Source organism: Sphingobacterium pedocola (assembly GCF_015209965.1).
GTDB classification, from domain to species: Bacteria; Bacteroidota; Bacteroidia; order Sphingobacteriales; family Sphingobacteriaceae; genus Sphingobacterium; species Sphingobacterium pedocola.
The window spans coordinates 548,881-566,189 of record NZ_MU158690.1 but is presented as its reverse complement, the minus strand read 5'-3'; the positions used below and the strand labels follow the sequence as shown (position 1 = coordinate 566,189).

Below are 17,309 nucleotides of genomic sequence, written 5' to 3'. Positions count from 1 at the left end.
GCTACCTTTTTTCGTGTTCCTACTATAAAATGTCCCTTAAAAGGTCTATATATAACTTCACTCCCTCTTTAATTTCATCGAGATATATGAACTCATCTGCCGTATGCGAACGCGCCGAATTTCCCGGTCCTATTTTTAGTGAAGGAATAGGCAACAATGCCTGATCACTCATGGTTGGACTCCCATAGATCTTTTTACCTAATTTTATGCCCGAAAGGACGATGGGATGTTCTAGATCTATCACTGAAGGATTTAAACGTGTAGAGCGTGCTGTTACTTCTGACTGGACCTGCGATTGGATTATGTCCAAGACTTCTTGATTGGAATACACATCAGTTGTCCGTACATCCACTACAAATGAGCAGGAAGCAGGAACAACATTATGCTGAGAACCCGCATTAATCATAGTCACAGACATTTTAATAGGGCCTAAATACGATGATGTTTTATCAAATTGGTAGCTTTTAAACCAATGGATATCTTCGAGCCCTTTATATATCGCATTCACACCTTCCTCACGGGCGGCATGCCCCGACTCTCCATGAGCAACACAATCCAACACCATCAATCCCTTTTCAGCCACTGCTAGATCTAAAAGTGTAGGCTCTCCTACTATTGCAAATTCACAAGAAGAAACATGCTTGTAGGCTTCTTCAATACCATTCTTCCCAGACACTTCTTCTTCGGCTGAAGCTAACAAGCAAATATTATATTTCAAATTCCTTTGGGAATAATAATATAAAAAGGTAGCGATCAAGGATACCAAACATCCTCCAGCATCGTTACTTCCCAGTCCGTACAATTTACCTGCTTCTATCGACGCCTCAAAAGGATTTCTAGTGTAACCCGGATTAGGTTTTACAGTGTCGTGGTGTGAATTTAACAATAACGTCGGTTTATCTTTATCAAAATACTGATTGTAAGCAATGACATTATTACCGACGCGATGTACTTTTACACCTCGTTTCATCAAATATTGTCCAATCAGCGATGCAGTGCCTTCCTCATCTCTACTAAATGAGGGCGTCGCGATCATTTGTCGAAGCAAATTAATACTATCTTCAGTTAGCTGGACAATGCTAGTCATTATATAAACCTCCGGCTTGTTTAGCGGAGAATTTAATTCCTTTTATAAATGCAGAACTAAACCCGTTGTGCTCCATCTCGTTCAACCCCGCAATCGTACATCCTTTAGGTGACGTGACTTTATCGATTTCACTTTCCGGATGATTATTCGTTTGCAACAATAAATCCGCAGCTCCCTTAGCGGTCTGTATAGCCATTTTCAACGCGTCGTGTGCATGAAACCCGATCTCCACCCCACCCTGCGATGCCGCGCGAATACTACGCAAGAAAAATGCTATTCCACATGCACATAACGCCGTGGCAGACGTCATCAAATCCTCATTGATCACAACTACCGAACCTACCGTTTCAAACAACCTTTCTACCACGGCAACTTCTTCCGTGTTGGCATTATCTGTTGCAATACAGGTCATCGACTGGCCAATGGCTATTGCGGTATTAGGCATCGCGCGCACCACTATCGTGTCCAATCCCAGCACTTCTTTGATATGAGCACAAGAAACTCCAGATGCAACCGAAACGACAATTTGATGGGGTGACAATGCGGGACGGATCTCCTCCATTACTTTACGAATCTGCTGGGGTAAAATGGCCAATACAATCACTTCAGCCCCTTGAATGGCTTCTTGATTATTTGCGCTTACATCAAAACCCAATTCCTTTTCTTCTTGTAAAGATTGCAGGACGCGTCTTGTGAGCGTAATATTATTCGCTTGGTATTCATCAGATTTCACTAAGCCTTTCGCCAGTGCCAATCCGATATTACCCGATCCAATTATGGTTACTTTTCGCATACAGTTTACTTTGATTATTTTATTGCCAGGCAGGTGCCAAATTTACCTTGTTGGAATAAGTGCAAGTTTAACGCATTACCAATGTAAACATTTTTAACGCCTTTACTTATTGCATTAAATGCATTATCCAATTTTGGTATCATCCCTTCACTAATAACTCCACGAGATTTCAATTTTTTAAAATTTTCGAAGTTGATACTTTCAATAACAGAATCTTCATCGTTTATATCGGCCAGTACACCGTTCTTCTCAAAACAGTAAATCAATGAAGTTTCATACAACTCAGAAAGGGCCAACGCTAAAGATGAGGCTATTGTATCCGCATTGGTATTTAGTAGCTGTCCATTTCCATTGTGTGTAATAGCCGAAAAAACCGGGGTAAATCCAGCATCCAAAAATTTCTTGATGGACAATGTATTCACCGAATCTGCTAGAATATCTCCTGCAAAACCATAATCAATATCCTTCACAGGACGCTTAATCGCCTTGATCACGTTAGCGTCTGCGCCGCTTAGTCCCAACGCGTCGCAGTCGTATTTTTGCAACGTTGCAACAATATTCTTGCTTGTAAGCCCTGCATATACCATTGTCACTACATCCAGCATCTTTTCATCCGTAATACGGCGACCATCTACCATTTTAGCTTCAAGTCCCAAGTCAGAAGCCAGACGTGTAGCGATTTTACCCCCTCCGTGTACCAATATTTTTTTCCCAGGAATAGCTGCAAATTTCTCGAGAAAAACTGCTAATTGATCGCTATCATCAATTATATTTCCACCAATTTTTATTATATGTAGTGTGCTATTTGACATCTATTATTTAATAGTTTGTTATTTTAAATTTTCCAGTATACGCTTCAAAACCACCTGCGCTGCCCACACCCGATTACTTGCCTCTTTAATAACTAGCGAATTCGGGCCATCCAATATCTCAGAAGAAAGTTCCAGATCACGTCTTACGGGAAGACAGTGCATGATTCGAGCATCGTTCGTCAGTTTCAACTTTGCGTTGTCCATCATCCAGTTTTCATTCACTGGATAAACTTCACCATACTCCTTATATGAAGACCAATTCTTTACATACACAAAATCTGCATTGGCCAGTGCTTCTTCCAGATTCGATGTAATGGTAGCGCCTTCGGTAAAGTCTTCACTTAATTCATAACCAGCGGGTTGAGCTATCGTAAACTCGATCAGATTTTCCGCTTGTGCCTTACACATCCACTCCGAAAAAGAATTTGGCACCGCCTGTGGCAATGCTTTTACATGTGGTGCCCAAGCTAAAACGACTTTCGGTTTGACGGTCTTCTTGTATTCAGTAATGGTAATTAGATCTGTTAAGCTCTGCAATGGATGTCGTGTAGCACTCTCTAAAGATATTACCGGGACTCCACAAAATTTTATAAATTTATTGAACAGATCTTCATTATAGTCTGCTTCTTTATCCTTTAAAGAAGGAAAAGAACGTAAACCTAAAATATCGCAATATTCGCCCATAACAGCCGCAGCTTCACGAATATGCTCCACTGTCGTACCGTCCATTATCACGCCATCTTGCGTTTCCAAAGCCCAACCGTCTTTATCCATATTCATTACCATTACGGTCATGCCTAGGTTCGTAGCCGCTTTCTGTGTACTAAGACGTGTACGCAGACTCGGATTTAAGAATACCAAACCTAAGGTTTTATATTTTCCCAAGGTTTCATTTACATGGGGATTGGCCTTTAGTTCAAGAGCCTCTTTTACAATGCTGTCTAAATTCCCGACATCAGCTACTGAAAAAAACTTCTTCATATTTAAAAATTATCTTCGATGAGCGCATAAAGCTCCGTTAAAAACTAAACTCCTTAATTTACGCCTTTAAACGCTCATCTAAAGCGCTTAAAAATCTATCCGCAATTTCCTTTGTAATATTAAGCGCTGGTAATATACGTATCACATTAGGTTTTGCTTCACCTGTAAAGATTCTATTCTTTAACAATAAGTCTTTTTTTACAGTCGAAAGTTCCTCCGGAAGATCAATGCCAATCATTAATCCTCTACCGCGAACTTCCAGTACCTTATCAAAGGTCTTTAACTCTTCAATCAAATATGATCCCACTTGAGCCGCATTTTCTAACAGATTATGCTGTTTAATAATCTCCAAAACAGCCAGAGCTGCCGCACAAGCCAAATGATTACCACCGAATGTAGTTCCCAACAAGCCAAAAGAAGCTTTAAATTTCGGCGCGATGGCGATACCTCCTATCGGAAACCCATTACCCATTCCTTTAGCCATCGAATAGATATCTGCATCGACATCAGCATAGTCATGAGAATAAAAATCGCCTGTGCGACCATATCCGCATTGTACCGAATCAGCAATAAAAACTGCCCCATACTGATCACACAATGACCGAATTAGTTTTAGAAAGGGGATTGAAGCTTCGCGAATACCGCCTACGCCTTGAATACCTTCTGTAATAACTGCACATATCTCTTCTCCATAATCTGTAAACGCTTTTGACAATGCCTCCTCGTCATTAAAAGGAAGAAATACGACGTTTTCCGTCTGATTTACAGGGGCCACAATATTTGGATTATCCGTCGCTGCTACAGCCAATGATGTACGGCCATGAAACGACTTCTGAAAAGCCAGGACTTTTTTCCGCCCATTATGAAATGACGCCAATTTTAATGCATTTTCATTTGCTTCAGCTCCTGAATTACATAAAAATAACGTGTAGTCTTCCTTACCAGATACCTCACCCAATTGCTGTGCAAGTTTATGTTGAATAGGAATCTCAATAGAATTAGAATAAAAACCAATTTGAGTTAATTGTTTGGTCAGTGACTCCACGTAGTGTGGATGGGTGTGACCAATAGAAATAACAGCGTGGCCACCGTATAAATCCAAATATTCATTACCTTCTGCATCCCAAACGATAGAACCTGAGGCTTTAACAATATTGATTGGATTTATTGGATAAACGTTAAATAAGTTCATGAATAAAAAATAAAAGGCGCGATAGCCGGTTACAAACTTAGATAAATTTGCTTTGATATTCAATTATAATCGCGTTGAATATCAAAGCAATTTATCGATCTCTCCTCTGTCTTTGAAAATTAATTATATCTGAAAATATAAATAAGACAAAGTTTAAATAGCTGATCAATAACAAAGAAAGCCTATCATCGCTGATGATAGGCTTTCTTAATCTTATAGAAAAAGACTAGTCTTTTTTCTCTTCAGTAGCAGGAGCTTCTTCAGTTGTTTCTGCTTCCTCAGCTTTCACTTCTTCAACAGCTTCTACAGGAGTTTCAGCACTCTCAACAGCTTTCTTTTTAGAAGAACCGCGACGTCGTGTAGATTTCTTCTCAGTTTTAGCAGTAGCCCCGTATACTTCATTATAGTCAACCAATTCAACAAACGCCATTTCAGCGTTATCACCTAAACGGTTCTCCAATTTAATAATACGTGTATAACCACCTGGACGAGTAGCTACTTTTTCCGAAATTTCTCTGAACAAAATAGTAACAGCATCTTTATCTTTTAAGTAAGCAAATACTGTACGACGAGAGTGGGTCGTGTCGGTCTTCGATTTTGTAATCAAAGGCTCAACATATTGGCGCAACGATTTAGCTTTTGCTAACGTAGTTGTAATACGTTTGTGTTTGATTAATGAAGTTGCCATATTCGCCAACATCGCCTTACGGTGACTGTCAGTGCGGCCTAAGTGATTTACTTTTTTTCCGTGTCTCATTTTAGTTTTGTGTTTTGTGCATACCGTCCTGTTTTGGAGCAAAGACTAAGGAGCAAGGATATTCTTAAAGGGTATTTATTTTTATCCTTGTTCTCTTCTTTCTATTCTTTACCCCTTAAAAAGGGGAATTATGCATCAGGTCGCTTTATATACTATTAATTATCCTCGTCTAATTTAAACTTAGACAAATTCATACCGAATGATAAACCTTTCGATTTAACCAACTCTTGAATTTCGCTTAATGATTTTTTACCAAAGTTACGGAACTTCAACATATCAGCTACGTCATAAGTCACTAACTCTGCTAAAGTACGAATATCCGCCGCTTTAAGACAGTTTAATGCACGTACTGAAAGATCTAAATCCACTAATTCAGTTTTCAAGATCTTACGCATATGTAAAATTTCCTCGTCTACTACCTTAGTTTCCTCTTTAGTTTGAGACTCTAACAACATATTTTCGTCAGAGAATAGCATAAAGTGTTGGATTAAAATACGAGCAGCTTCTTTCAAAGCCTCTTCAGGGTGAATAGAACCATCGGTAGAGATATCTAACAACAACTTCTCGTAGTCAGTCTTTTGCTCTACACGGTAGTTTTCAATGGTATATTTCACATTCTTGATCGGAGTATAGATCGAATCGATAGCGATTACCCCTACAAGACTATCAGTTACTTTATTTTCTTCAGCATTTACATAACCACGACCTTTAGAAACCGATAATTCAACTTCAAGAGTAACCGAAGTTTCCATATTACAGACAACTAAATCTGGATTCAAAACTGTAAAATTATTCGAAAACTTAGTAATGTCACCAGCTTTGAATTGATCTTGACCATTGATAACTACAAAGATCTTCTCGTTGTCACCTTGCTCACCTGACTTTTTGAAACGTACCTGTTTTAAGTTTAAGATGATCTCGGTTACGTCTTCTACTACACCTTTGATCGTAGAGAATTCGTGCGAAACGCCAGAAAACCTTATCGACGTAATTGCATATCCTTCTAGTGAGGACAATAAAATACGGCGCAAAGCATTACCAATAGTTACACCAAAACCTGGCTCTAATGGACGAAATTCGAAAGTACCATCAAAATCTGTTGATTTTTGCATGATTACTTTATCCGGTCTTTGAAATGCTAAAATTGCCATTTATATTCTTTTAATATTTTTTTATAACAATAATTATACCTTAATAACATATGCATAATCCAAGTTTCAGATTATACATATGTCTATCAGTTATTATTTAGAGTATAACTCTACGATTAAGTTCTCTTTAATATTTTCAGGAATATCAGCTCTTTCTGGGAAAGTAACGAACGTACCTGTCAAATCGCTTACATTCCACTCCAACCAAGCAAATTTATTGATTGCTCTTCCGGCTACAGATGTACTGATAGCTTCTAATGATTGTGAACGTTCGCGAACAGAGATTACATCACCTGGACGTAAGCTATATGATGGAATGTTAACTAAACTACCGTTAACATTGATGTGCTTGTGTGAAACTAATTGACGAGCGGCAGAACGAGTAGGAGCAATTCCTAAGCGATATACCACATTATCTAAGCGAGCTTCTAATAATTTCAAGAAGTTCTCACCTGTGATACCTTGTTTTGCCGATGCTTTTGCAAATAAATTAGCAAATTGACGTTCCAATACACCATAGGTATATTTTGCTTTTTGCTTCTCTAACAACTGAATAGCATATTCAGATTGTTTGCCTCTTCTCTTTGAAGGTCCGTGTTGACCAGGAGGATAATTCTTTTTTTCTAACGCCTTATCTGGGCCAAAAATTGGCTCTCTAAATTTACGCGCAATTTTGGACTTTGGTCCTGTATATCTTGCCATTTCTTTTTCTGTTTGAAGTATCTATCAGCCTATAACTGATGAATCTTATTCTTAAACAATAATATTTATTAAACTCTTCTGCGTTTTGGAGGACGACAACCGTTATGAGGAAGCGGAGTAATATCTTTGATGATAGTTACATCGATACCCACAGTTTGTAATGTACGGATTGCAGACTCGCGTCCTGCACCTGGACCTTTAACGAATACTTCGACTTTACGTAAACCCAAGTCATGAGCAACTTTACCACAGTCGTTAGCCGCTTGAGAAGCTGCATAAGGAGTATTCTTTTTAGAACCCCTGAAGCCCATTTTACCAGCACTAGACCATGAAATTGTTTGACCTGAATTGTTTGTCAACGTAATAATAATGTTGTTAAAGGTAGCGTTGATATGAGCTTGACCAATAGCTTCGATAACTACGATACGCTTTTTGGTAGCTTTTTTAGTTTTAGCCATTTCTTAAAGATTATTTAGTAGCCTTTTTCTTGTTTGCAACTGTTTTACGTTTACCTTTACGTGTACGCGTATTGTTCTTAGTACGTTGACCGCGAACTGGTAAATGTTTACGGTGACGTAAGCCACGGTAACAACCTATGTCCATCAAACGTTTGATGTTCAACTGAACTTCCGAACGTAAAGCACCTTCTACTTTGATCTCATCATTGATGATCGTACGAATAGCGGACAATTGATCATCATCCCACTCTGATACTTTTACGTCTTGACTGATACCTGCCTTATCTAAGATATAAGCAGCAGTGTTGCGACCAATACCAAAAATATAAGTAAGGCCAATCACACCTCTTTTGTTTTTAGGTAAATCTATACCTGATATCCTTGCCATATACTATTTTAAGCGATTTTGTTAATAAATTATCCCTGACGTTGTTTAAATTTCGGGTTCTTCTTGTTGATCACAAAAATTTTTCCTTTACGACGGATGATTTTACAATCCGCACTACGTTTTTTTACTGATGCTCTTACTTTCATTTTACTAATTATTTAAGCTCTATTAGAGCAAAACCTTATTTATAACGATAAGTTATTCTTCCTTTAGTCAGATCATAGGGAGACATTTCCAATTTCACCTTGTCTCCAGGTAAAATCTTGATATAATGCATCCGCATTTTACCGGATATGTGAGCAATAATCTCGTGTCCATTTTCTAATTCTACACGGAACATTGCATTAGAAAGTGCCTCTCTAATTATACCGTCTTGTTCTATCGAGGCTTGTTTAGCCATATGTCAATTACTTATTTACGTTGTTAACAACCTGCACAAACAGGAGTGCAAAGATAAATAAAAAATATTGAAAACCAATTACTTTTTATCCAAAACTTTCTCAACATGCTCAAATGATAACAACACATCAGGTTGGCCTTTACGTATTGCAACCATTTGTTCGAAGTGAGCGGATAGCTTACCATCCTGTGTACTTACGGTCCATCCATCATCCCAGAACTTAACCCCGGCCTTGCCGGCATTAATCATTGGTTCGATACAAATTACCAAACCTGGCTCTAATTTAGGGCCTGAACCGCGTTTTCCATAGTTAGGTATTTCGGGTTTTTCATGTAAATGAAGCCCCACACCATGTCCTACTAACTCACGAACAATACCGAAATTATAAGGTTGAACATATTCTTGAATTGCTGAAGAGATATCTCCCACACGCTTACCTGCGACAGCCTGCTCTAAGCCTTTGTACAAAGCATCCTTTGTAACTTCTAATAGCTGTTGAGCCTCTGCGGAGATCTCACCTATACCAAAAGTATATGCCGAATCACTTATAAATCCATTGAGATTAACACCTCCATCCACAGAGATCAAATCACCTTCTTTAATCACATAATCGCTTGGAAATCCATGTACAATTTGATCATTCACAGAGATACATAATGAATATGGGAATCCGTGATAATTCAAGAACGCTGGTGTTCCTCCATGATCATGAATGTAATCGTGCGCCAATTTATCAAGGGACAAAGTAGTAATACCTGGCTTTATTTCCTTGGCAATCTCAGCAAGTAAATGCGAGAGTACATTTGCAGACTCTCGCACTTGCTCAATCTCTTCTTCTGTTTTATAAATTACTTTAGACATTAGAGATTAAATAGCCGATTGATCATATCCTTCTACGGTAGCTGCTGAACGGCCTTTAACACGACCCGTTTTCATTAACCCGTCGTAATGACGCATCAATAAATGACTTTCGATCTGTTGCAATGTATCCAAAACTACTCCCACTAAAATCAATAACGACGTACCTCCGTAAAAGTGCGCAAATTGATTGTTCACACCGAACAAGCTGGCTATCGCAGGTAAAATAGCAATGATTGCCAAAAAGAATGCTCCCGGAAATGTAATACGAGAAATCACATTATCTATAAATAGATTCGTGTCAAACCCCGGTTTGATCCCAGGAATAAATCCTCCATTTTTCTTCATATCCTCAGACATCTGTTGAGGGTTAACCATAATAGCGGTATAGAAAAATGTAAATGCAATAATCAAAATTGCAAAAGTCACATTATACGTCACCGAAGTATAGTTGCTCAAGGAAGTCAAGAAATCGGATTGAATATTTGGAAAAAACTGTGATAAAGACATGGGCAAAAACATAATTGCCTGTGCAAAGATAATGGGCATAACCCCGGCAGCATTCACTTTCAAAGGGATGTACTGACGCACACCACCTACTTGTTTATTACCGACAATCTTCTTAGCATACTGTACCGGAATCTTGCGTACACCCTGTACTACCAAAATAGTGAAGATAACGACAAAAAACAACGCAATAAATTCCAATAATAGCGGAATAATACCACCACCGCTAGGTGCCATCCGCGAAGCCCATTCTGCTGTAATACCAGCAGGAAGCTGCGCAATAATACCTGCCATAATGATTAACGAAATACCATTACCGATACCTTTATCAGTGATTTTCTCACCCAACCACATCACAAACAACGTACCTGCAGTCAAAACAAAAGCAGAAAGGATAGTGAACATTGGGTCAGCAATTGTTTTAGCCGCTGGCTCAATTTGTGTTCTCACATATGCTACCGCTTGTACCAAGGTAATAGCCAATGTAAGGTAACGTGTAATCTGCGTCATTTTTTTACGCCCAGACTCACCTTCCTTTTGCATTTTTTGAAAAGCAGGAACTGCAATCCCCAATAACTGTACAACGATAGATGCAGAAATATAAGGCATTACACCTAGAGCAAAGATAGCCGAACGGGAGAATGATCCCCCAGCAAACATATCCAATAGACCTAGAAGGCCTTCTTTTTGCCCAGTAACTAACGCATCTGGATTAACACCTGGCAGCACCACATGACATCCAACACGATAGATGAGAAGAAAAAGTAAGGTATTTAAAATACGCTTACGTAGATCTTCGATCTTCCATATATTGGTTAAGGTTGTGATTAGTTTCTTCATGTATTAAAGTTTAACGATAGAACCACCGGCAGCCTCTATAGCCTTTTGTGCAGAAGCTGAAAACGCATGTGCCTTAACTTCTACTTTAGCAGTAAATTCGCCACGACCTAATACTTTAATTAAGTCATTTTTAGAAGCTAAACCATGAACTTTTAATGTATCAAAATCAATAGTTGTTAAATTAAATTTCTCAACAAGACTTTGCAATACGTCTAAATTAACTCCGTTGTATTCTACACGGTTGATGTTCTTGAAACCAAATTTAGGTACACGACGTTGCAGAGGCATTTGACCTCCTTCGAAACCGATCTTCGCACTGTTACCAGAACGAGAACCTGCCCCTTTGTGACCACGTGTTGAAGTACCTCCACGGCCAGAACCTTGACCACGACCGATACGTTTTTTGCTTTTTGTTGAACCAGCTGCTGGTCTTAAATTACTTAAGTTCATTCTAAACTAAGATTATGTTGCGCCTTCGCTCTCACTAAACAGGACACAACGATTGACAATTTGATTATTAACGATTAATGGAAAAGGTAAAATACCTCTTCCATTAATTTATTTTAGATAGTCTCTATAGCTACTAAATGGTTTACTTTACGTACCATACCGATAATAGCCGGTGTAGCTTCAACCTCTACCGAGTGGTTCAATTTTCTCAAACCTAATGCCTCAATAGTTTTCTTTTGGCGCTCGCTTCTGTCGATAACGCTCTTTATCTGGGTGATTTTGATTTTTGCCATGATAATTAACCGTTAAATACTTTGTTTAAATCAACACCACGGTGTTGGGCCACTGTATATGCATCACGCATGCTCGCTAAAGCGTCAACTGTTGCTTTCACCACATTGTGTGGATTCGACGATCCTAATGATTTAGCCAATACGTCTTTGATACCAGCTGATTCCAATACCGCGCGCATCGCACCGCCCGCTAATACTCCTGTACCGTGTACAGCTGGTTTGATCAATACCGATCCTCCTGAATATTTACCGTATTGCTCGTGCGGAACCGTGCCGTTGATAATAGGAACTTTAACCAAATTCTTTTTAGCATCATCGATACCTTTAGTAATTGCTTCAGTAACCTCTTTTGCCTTACCAAGGCCATAACCCACGATACCGTTTTCATCACCAACAACTACGATAGCAGAAAAACTAAACGTACGACCACCTTTAGTCACTTTTGCTACGCGCTGGATGCTTACTAAGCGATCTTTTAATTCAATTTCGCTTGATTTTACTCTTTTTATATTGCTTAATGCCATTTCTATATTGATTAAAAGTCTAAACCGCCTTCGCGAGCACCTTCAGCCAATGATCTGATACGGCCATGGTATAAGTACCCATTACGGTCAAAAACTACTTTGCTAATACCTGCTGCTACAGCTTTCTCTGCTACTAATTTACCTACTGCTTTAGATAGCTCTACTTTATTACCTGAGCCTGAAAAATCCTTTGAACTGCTAGAAGCAGATACTAAAGTTTTCCCCGTTGTGTCATCGATAATTTGAGCGTAGATACCTTTATTACTTCTAAAAACTGATAAACGTGGACGTTCAACCGATCCAGTCAGGTTCTTTCTAATTCCTTTTTTAATTCGCTCTCGGCGATTTGTTTTACTTCCTGCCATGGTTATTATTTTTTAGCTGATTTACCTGCTTTTCTTCTTAATACTTCACCTGCAAACTTAACACCTTTACCTTTGTAAGGCTCTGGTTTACGGAAGCTGCGGATCTTAGCTGCTACTTGACCAATTAATTGCTTATCAGTAGATTCCAAAGTAATAGTAGGGTTTTTACCTTTCTCAGCAGTTGTTGTAATTTTAACTTCCTGTGGCAATACAAAAACAATCTGGTGAGAGAAACCTAATGTTAACTCTAATGTATTCCCGTTGTTTGAAGCACGGTAACCTACACCGACTAACTCCTGCGTAGTCTTGTAACCTTCTGTTACGCCCACAACCATATTATTGATTAATGCGCGATATAACCCGTGTAATGCTTTGTGCTTTTTTTGTTCGGTAGGACGACTTACCACGATGTTGCCATCTTCTTCTTTTACGGTAATGTCGCTGTCTACTTGTTGTGTTAATTCACCTTTAGGGCCTTTCACTGTTACCAGATTCTTATCTGATACAGCTATCGATACTCCCGAAGGGATAGCGATAGGCGCTTTTCCAATTCTTGACATCTCTTTGTGTGTTTTTTCCTAGATTAATAAACGTAACATAAAACTTCACCACCTACGTTTTGTATGCGAGCTTCTTTATCTGTCATTACACCTTTCGATGTAGACAAGATAGCAACACCCAAACCATTCAAAACGCGAGGCATGCTGTCAACACCTGCATACTTTCTTAAACCAGGTTTACTCACACGTGTCAGTGTGCGAATAGCCGGTACTTTGCTAATCGGATTGTACTTCAAAGCAATCTTGATCGAACCTTGAGGTCCCTCTTCGATGAATTTGTAATTAGCAATGTAACCTTTGTCAAAAAGAACTTTAGTAATTTCCTTCTTAAGGTTCGATGCAGGAATTTCAACAACCCTGTGGTTGGCCTTAATGGCATTCCTTACTCGTGTAAGGTAATCCGCTATTGGATCTGTATTCATTATTGTAATATAAAATTAGGATAATGGTTTCTTTGGCTAACCTAAGCCATTGACCTACTATCTGTTAATAAAATTCGCAAAGTAAACCTGCTTGAATAGCAATAGGGACTATATAAATAGTTCAAGCAAGCTTTGTTATCATTAAAATAAACACCAAGTGTAACGAACTAATTGATACAATTACATTTCGGCGCTCATACCGCCGGAGGCAGCATGGACTAAATAACTATTTCAATGAAAAAACCCGATAAACCATTTTTCAGGTTTATCCGGGCAAAAGTAAATATTTTTTTCTATTACCAAGAAGCTTTTTTCACTCCCGGGATCTTTCCATCTAAAGCCATCTCTCGGAAAGTAACACGAGAGATACCAAATTGACGCATATATCCTTTAGGACGACCAGTTAATTTACAACGGTTGTGTAAACGTACCGGGGAAGCATTCTTCGGTAATTTATCTAAGGCTGCATAATCACCAGCCTCCTTCAAAGCTGCGCGTTTTTCTGCAAATTTAGCTACCAATTTTTGACGCTTTACTTCGCGTGCTTTTAATCCTTCTTTAGCCATTGTTATTCGAATTTTGATTTTTGAACGGTAAACCGAATTGCTTTAATAATTCCAATGCTTCGATATCATTACCTGCTGAAGTCACAAATGTAATATCCATACCTTGGATTTTATTGATCTTGTCAATGTTAATCTCAGGGAAGATAATTTGTTCAGTAACGCCTAAGTTGTAGTTACCTCTTCCGTCAAATCCTTTGTCATTGATACCGCGGAAATCACGGATACGAGGCAAAGATACTGCGATCAAACGATCAAGGAATTCATACATATTGTTGTCACGTAACGTTACGCGAGCTCCAATTGGCATACCTTTACGTAATTTAAAGTTCGAAATATCTTTTTTCGATTTAGTAGCGACAGCTTGTTGACCTGTAATCAATGTCAATTCTGCAATTGCACTATCAATTAATTTCTTGTCAGCTGTAGCCGCTCCAATACCCTGTGATACGACAATTTTTTCCAGTTTCGGAACCTGCATAACACTTTTATACTGAAATTTTTCTTTAAGCGTTGTACGGATTTCCTCCGCATATTTTGCTTTTAATCTTGGTACGTAAGCCATTATTTGATCTCCTCTCCTGATTTTTTTGCGTAACGAACTATTTTACCATCTGCATTTACTTTACGTCCTACACGTGTTGTTTCACCCGTTTTAGGATCGATTAAAGCCAAGTTAGAGATGTTGATAGCAGCCTCTTTCTCAATGATACCACCATTAGGATTAGCTGCACTTGGTTTAGTGTGTTTTTTTACGATGTTAGCGCCTTCAACGATAGCTCTGTTTGCATCCACTAAAATTTGCAATACCTTTCCTTGCTTACCTTTAGAGTTACCAGCGATAACTTTCACTAAATCACCTTTTTTAATTTTGATCTTGTGAGTTGTTGTTGTTTTGTGTGCCATAATTATAAAACCTCCGGTGCTAGTGATACAATTTTCATGAACTGCTTCTCACGTAATTCTCTTGCAACCGGGCCAAAGATACGTGTTCCACGTGGTTCATCGTTGTTATTTAATAATACTGCCGCGTTGTCATCGAAACGAATGTAAGAACCATCTTTACGACGTATTTCCTTTTTCGTACGAACCACTACCGCTTTAGAAACTGATCCTTTTTTCACGTTTCCAGAAGGTAAAGCGCTCTTAACGGTAACAACAATTTTATCACCGATAGATGCATAACGCTTGCGCGTACCGCCCAATACACGGATTACTAAAACTTCTTTAGCTCCGCTATTGTCAGCCACATTTAGTCTTGATTCTTGTTGTACCATGTTATTTAGCTCTTTCTAAAATTTCAACTAATCTCCAGTTCTTTGTCTTACTCAGCGGACGTGTTTCCATAATTAATACCGTATCGCCGATACCGCAGGTATTAGTTTCGTCATGAGCTTTGAATTTAGTAGTTTTCTTTACGAACTTACCATAGATAGGGTGTTTTACTTTACGTTCAACAGCTACTACAATGGATTTGTCCATTTTGTTGCTAACTACTAAGCCGATTCTTGTTTTTCTTAATTTTCTTTCCATTTCGACTTAATTTTTATGCCTCAGAGGCTGTTTCAGATTTTTCAGCATTCTTACGTTTCGTAATCTCAGTGGAGATACGAGCGATAGACTTGCGAGCTGCTTTAAGAACGTTTGGATTCTCGATAGCAGAAACAGCATGTGCAAATTTCAATTTGTTAAGGGCAGTCTTTTCTTCTACAAGACGAGCTGCTAAGTCCTCTTTTGATAATTCTACGATTTCTGAATTTTTCATCATTTTTAATTTTTGACTGATGGCAACGAAATTCCCTCGACAAGTCGAATAATCCCATGTGGCGTTTCAGTTGTGTTGGGTTATCAATTCTGCTTATATAATGCCTTACGGGTAACGGCCGTAAGGCTTAAACTATTGACATTACCAAACTTCTATTATTATGCTTCTACGTAATCTCTACGTATCACAAACTTAGTTTGAACCGGTAATTTTTGAGCGGCAAGACGCAATGCTTCTTTAGCTACTTCTAAAGGCACACCCTCTGCTTCAAATAACATACGGCCTGGGCGTACTACTGCCACCCAGTATTCAGGAGCACCTTTACCTTTACCCATACGCACCTCTGCAGGTTTTTTAGTAACGGGTTTATCAGGGAAGATACGGATCCACACTTGGCCTTCACGTTTCATAAAACGTGTAACGGCGATACGAGCTGCCTCGATCTGACGGCTAGTGATCCATGCTTGCTCCAATGTTTTGATACCGAAAGAACCGAAAGCTAATTCCGCTCCACGAGAAGCGTTCCCTTTCATGCGGCCTTTCTGCATCTTTCTGAACTTCGTTCTTTTTGGCTGTAACATGTTCGTATTTATTAATCTGTATTTACAGATATTTTAAAATCTAAATTATTTAATTAACCTCTTTTTGCACCACCACGGTTACCACCACCACGATTGTTGTTGCTATTGTTGTCACGACGGCCACCACGGTTACCACCACGATTATCACGGCGATCAGCACCACCTTCGTTACCACCTCGTGATTTTACTCCCGAAGTTTGGCCAATGTTTGGAGACAAGTCACGTTTTCCGTAAACTTCACCTTTACAGATCCAAACTTTGACACCGATTTTACCGTAAGTGGTTAATGCTTCAGCTAAAGCGTAGTCAATATCAGCACGTAATGTGTGTAAAGGAGTTCTTCCTTCTTTGTACTGCTCGGTACGCGCCATCTCAGCACCACCTAAACGACCAGAACACATAATTTTGATACCTTCCGCTCCCATGCGCATGGTAGAAGCTATGGACGTTTTCATTGCACGACGGAATGAAATACGTGCCTCTAATTGCTTAGCAACACCTTCAGCCACTAATTTCGCATCTAGTTCAGGACGTTTGATCTCGAAAATATTGATTTGAACATCTTTCTTAGTCAATTTTTTCAATTCTTCTTTGATCTTATCAACTTCCTGACCCCCTTTACCAATAACGATACCTGGGCGAGCTGTATGGATAGTAACTGTGATGCGTTTTAAAGTTCTTTCAATAACAACTTTTGCCACGCCACCTTTAGAGATACGTACAGAAAGATACTTTCTGATTTTCTCATCTTCAACTAATTTATCGGAATAGTTTTTTCCTCCGAACCAATTAGAGTCCCATCCTTTGATGATCCCTAATCTGCTACCTATTGGATTTGCTTTTTGTCCCATTCTATAATA

At 38.9% G+C, this 17,309-nt stretch carries 28 protein-coding genes; all 28 read right to left on the bottom strand.

Annotation, left to right across the window (positions count from 1 at the left end; translation table 11 throughout):
* Window positions 1-22: 22 nt before the first annotated feature.
* The 28 genes from C4F40_RS12570 to rpsC all read right to left on the bottom strand — a co-directional run bounded on the left by C4F40_RS12570 (window position 23) and on the right by rpsC (window position 17,300).
* Complete coding sequence (locus tag C4F40_RS12570) at window positions 23-1,087, bottom strand: M20 family metallo-hydrolase (protein ID WP_196939736.1); 1,065 nt, start codon at window positions 1,085-1,087, stop codon at window positions 23-25.
* The gene (proC, locus tag C4F40_RS12565; RefSeq protein WP_196939735.1) at window positions 1,080-1,880 is read right to left on the bottom strand and encodes a pyrroline-5-carboxylate reductase; all 801 of its coding nucleotides are present in this window, start codon (window positions 1,878-1,880) and stop codon (window positions 1,080-1,082) included. The genes C4F40_RS12570 and proC overlap by 8 nt, the downstream gene beginning before the upstream one ends.
* 14 nt (window positions 1,881-1,894) lie before the next feature.
* Window positions 1,895-2,692, bottom strand: a complete 798-nt coding sequence (argB, locus tag C4F40_RS12560; protein WP_196939734.1) for an acetylglutamate kinase — start codon at window positions 2,690-2,692, stop codon at window positions 1,895-1,897.
* An 18-nt stretch (window positions 2,693-2,710) separates the two neighbouring features.
* Complete coding sequence (locus tag C4F40_RS12555; RefSeq protein WP_196939733.1) at window positions 2,711-3,673, bottom strand: Rossmann-fold NAD(P)-binding domain-containing protein; 963 nt, start codon at window positions 3,671-3,673, stop codon at window positions 2,711-2,713.
* 58 nt (window positions 3,674-3,731) lie between these two features.
* Window positions 3,732-4,865 carry an aspartate aminotransferase family protein gene (locus C4F40_RS12550; RefSeq protein WP_196940404.1) on the bottom strand — a complete coding sequence of 378 codons (1,134 nt, stop codon included), beginning with the start codon at window positions 4,863-4,865 and terminating at the stop codon, window positions 3,732-3,734.
* 226 nt (window positions 4,866-5,091) lie between these two features.
* On the bottom strand, window positions 5,092-5,622 hold the full coding sequence (rplQ, locus tag C4F40_RS12545; RefSeq protein ID WP_196939732.1) for a 50S ribosomal protein L17: 531 nt from the start codon (window positions 5,620-5,622) through the stop codon (window positions 5,092-5,094).
* A 155-nt stretch (window positions 5,623-5,777) separates the two neighbouring features.
* A complete protein-coding gene (locus tag C4F40_RS12540) occupies window positions 5,778-6,773 on the bottom strand; it encodes a DNA-directed RNA polymerase subunit alpha (RefSeq protein ID WP_196939731.1) in 996 nt (331 codons plus the stop codon).
* A gap of 93 nt (window positions 6,774-6,866) precedes the next feature.
* Window positions 6,867-7,475, bottom strand: coding sequence for a 30S ribosomal protein S4 (gene rpsD, locus C4F40_RS12535; RefSeq protein ID WP_196939730.1), 609 nt, complete (start codon window positions 7,473-7,475; stop codon window positions 6,867-6,869).
* Window positions 7,476-7,543: 68 nt separating this feature from the next.
* On the bottom strand, window positions 7,544-7,933 hold the full coding sequence (gene rpsK / locus C4F40_RS12530) for a 30S ribosomal protein S11 (protein ID WP_196939729.1): 390 nt from the start codon (window positions 7,931-7,933) through the stop codon (window positions 7,544-7,546).
* A 10-nt stretch (window positions 7,934-7,943) separates the two neighbouring features.
* On the bottom strand, window positions 7,944-8,321 hold the full coding sequence (gene rpsM, locus C4F40_RS12525) for a 30S ribosomal protein S13 (protein WP_196939728.1): 378 nt from the start codon (window positions 8,319-8,321) through the stop codon (window positions 7,944-7,946).
* A gap of 29 nt (window positions 8,322-8,350) precedes the next feature.
* Complete coding sequence (gene ykgO / locus C4F40_RS12520) at window positions 8,351-8,467, bottom strand: type B 50S ribosomal protein L36 (protein ID WP_021071232.1); 117 nt, start codon at window positions 8,465-8,467, stop codon at window positions 8,351-8,353.
* A gap of 35 nt (window positions 8,468-8,502) precedes the next feature.
* Window positions 8,503-8,721: a translation initiation factor IF-1 gene (infA, locus tag C4F40_RS12515; protein WP_002997456.1), complete on the bottom strand. Its 219-nt coding sequence runs from the start codon at window positions 8,719-8,721 to the stop codon at window positions 8,503-8,505.
* A 78-nt stretch (window positions 8,722-8,799) separates the two neighbouring features.
* On the bottom strand, window positions 8,800-9,582 hold the full coding sequence (map, locus tag C4F40_RS12510) for a type I methionyl aminopeptidase (RefSeq protein WP_196939727.1): 783 nt from the start codon (window positions 9,580-9,582) through the stop codon (window positions 8,800-8,802).
* Between the two features lie 6 nt (window positions 9,583-9,588).
* Entirely contained in the window at window positions 9,589-10,926 is a 1,338-nt protein-coding gene (gene secY / locus C4F40_RS12505; protein ID WP_196939726.1) for a preprotein translocase subunit SecY, read from the bottom strand.
* A 3-nt stretch (window positions 10,927-10,929) separates the two neighbouring features.
* Entirely contained in the window at window positions 10,930-11,376 is a 447-nt protein-coding gene (gene rplO, locus C4F40_RS12500) for a 50S ribosomal protein L15 (RefSeq protein WP_196939725.1), read from the bottom strand.
* 113 nt (window positions 11,377-11,489) lie between these two features.
* On the bottom strand, window positions 11,490-11,669 hold the full coding sequence (gene rpmD / locus C4F40_RS12495; RefSeq protein ID WP_136900219.1) for a 50S ribosomal protein L30: 180 nt from the start codon (window positions 11,667-11,669) through the stop codon (window positions 11,490-11,492).
* A 5-nt stretch (window positions 11,670-11,674) separates the two neighbouring features.
* Window positions 11,675-12,193, bottom strand: a complete 519-nt coding sequence (rpsE, locus tag C4F40_RS12490; RefSeq protein ID WP_140937326.1) for a 30S ribosomal protein S5 — start codon at window positions 12,191-12,193, stop codon at window positions 11,675-11,677.
* 11 nt (window positions 12,194-12,204) lie between these two features.
* On the bottom strand, window positions 12,205-12,558 hold the full coding sequence (gene rplR / locus C4F40_RS12485; RefSeq protein ID WP_196939724.1) for a 50S ribosomal protein L18: 354 nt from the start codon (window positions 12,556-12,558) through the stop codon (window positions 12,205-12,207).
* Window positions 12,559-12,563: 5 nt separating this feature from the next.
* Complete coding sequence (gene rplF, locus C4F40_RS12480; RefSeq protein WP_196939723.1) at window positions 12,564-13,118, bottom strand: 50S ribosomal protein L6; 555 nt, start codon at window positions 13,116-13,118, stop codon at window positions 12,564-12,566.
* A 23-nt stretch (window positions 13,119-13,141) separates the two neighbouring features.
* Window positions 13,142-13,540, bottom strand: coding sequence for a 30S ribosomal protein S8 (gene rpsH / locus C4F40_RS12475; protein WP_196939722.1), 399 nt, complete (start codon window positions 13,538-13,540; stop codon window positions 13,142-13,144).
* Between the two features lie 296 nt (window positions 13,541-13,836).
* A complete protein-coding gene (gene rpsN, locus C4F40_RS12470) occupies window positions 13,837-14,106 on the bottom strand; it encodes a 30S ribosomal protein S14 (RefSeq protein ID WP_196939721.1) in 270 nt (89 codons plus the stop codon).
* Window positions 14,099-14,668, bottom strand: coding sequence for a 50S ribosomal protein L5 (rplE, locus tag C4F40_RS12465; RefSeq protein WP_196939720.1), 570 nt, complete (start codon window positions 14,666-14,668; stop codon window positions 14,099-14,101). The genes rpsN and rplE overlap by 8 nt, the downstream gene beginning before the upstream one ends.
* On the bottom strand, window positions 14,668-15,009 hold the full coding sequence (rplX, locus tag C4F40_RS12460; RefSeq protein WP_390881641.1) for a 50S ribosomal protein L24: 342 nt from the start codon (window positions 15,007-15,009) through the stop codon (window positions 14,668-14,670). The genes rplE and rplX overlap by 1 nt, the downstream gene beginning before the upstream one ends.
* Before the next feature lie 2 nt (window positions 15,010-15,011).
* The gene (gene rplN, locus C4F40_RS12455; protein WP_002997484.1) at window positions 15,012-15,380 is read right to left on the bottom strand and encodes a 50S ribosomal protein L14; all 369 of its coding nucleotides are present in this window, start codon (window positions 15,378-15,380) and stop codon (window positions 15,012-15,014) included.
* A gap of 1 nt (window position 15,381) precedes the next feature.
* Window positions 15,382-15,636: a 30S ribosomal protein S17 gene (gene rpsQ, locus C4F40_RS12450; protein WP_136900226.1), complete on the bottom strand. Its 255-nt coding sequence runs from the start codon at window positions 15,634-15,636 to the stop codon at window positions 15,382-15,384.
* Window positions 15,637-15,649: 13 nt separating this feature from the next.
* The gene (gene rpmC, locus C4F40_RS12445) at window positions 15,650-15,868 is read right to left on the bottom strand and encodes a 50S ribosomal protein L29 (RefSeq protein ID WP_136900667.1); all 219 of its coding nucleotides are present in this window, start codon (window positions 15,866-15,868) and stop codon (window positions 15,650-15,652) included.
* Between the two features lie 158 nt (window positions 15,869-16,026).
* Window positions 16,027-16,449, bottom strand: coding sequence for a 50S ribosomal protein L16 (gene rplP / locus C4F40_RS12440; protein WP_136819168.1), 423 nt, complete (start codon window positions 16,447-16,449; stop codon window positions 16,027-16,029).
* Window positions 16,450-16,502: 53 nt separating this feature from the next.
* Window positions 16,503-17,300 carry a 30S ribosomal protein S3 gene (rpsC, locus tag C4F40_RS12435; RefSeq protein ID WP_196939719.1) on the bottom strand — a complete coding sequence of 266 codons (798 nt, stop codon included), beginning with the start codon at window positions 17,298-17,300 and terminating at the stop codon, window positions 16,503-16,505.
* Window positions 17,301-17,309 lie beyond the last annotated feature (9 nt).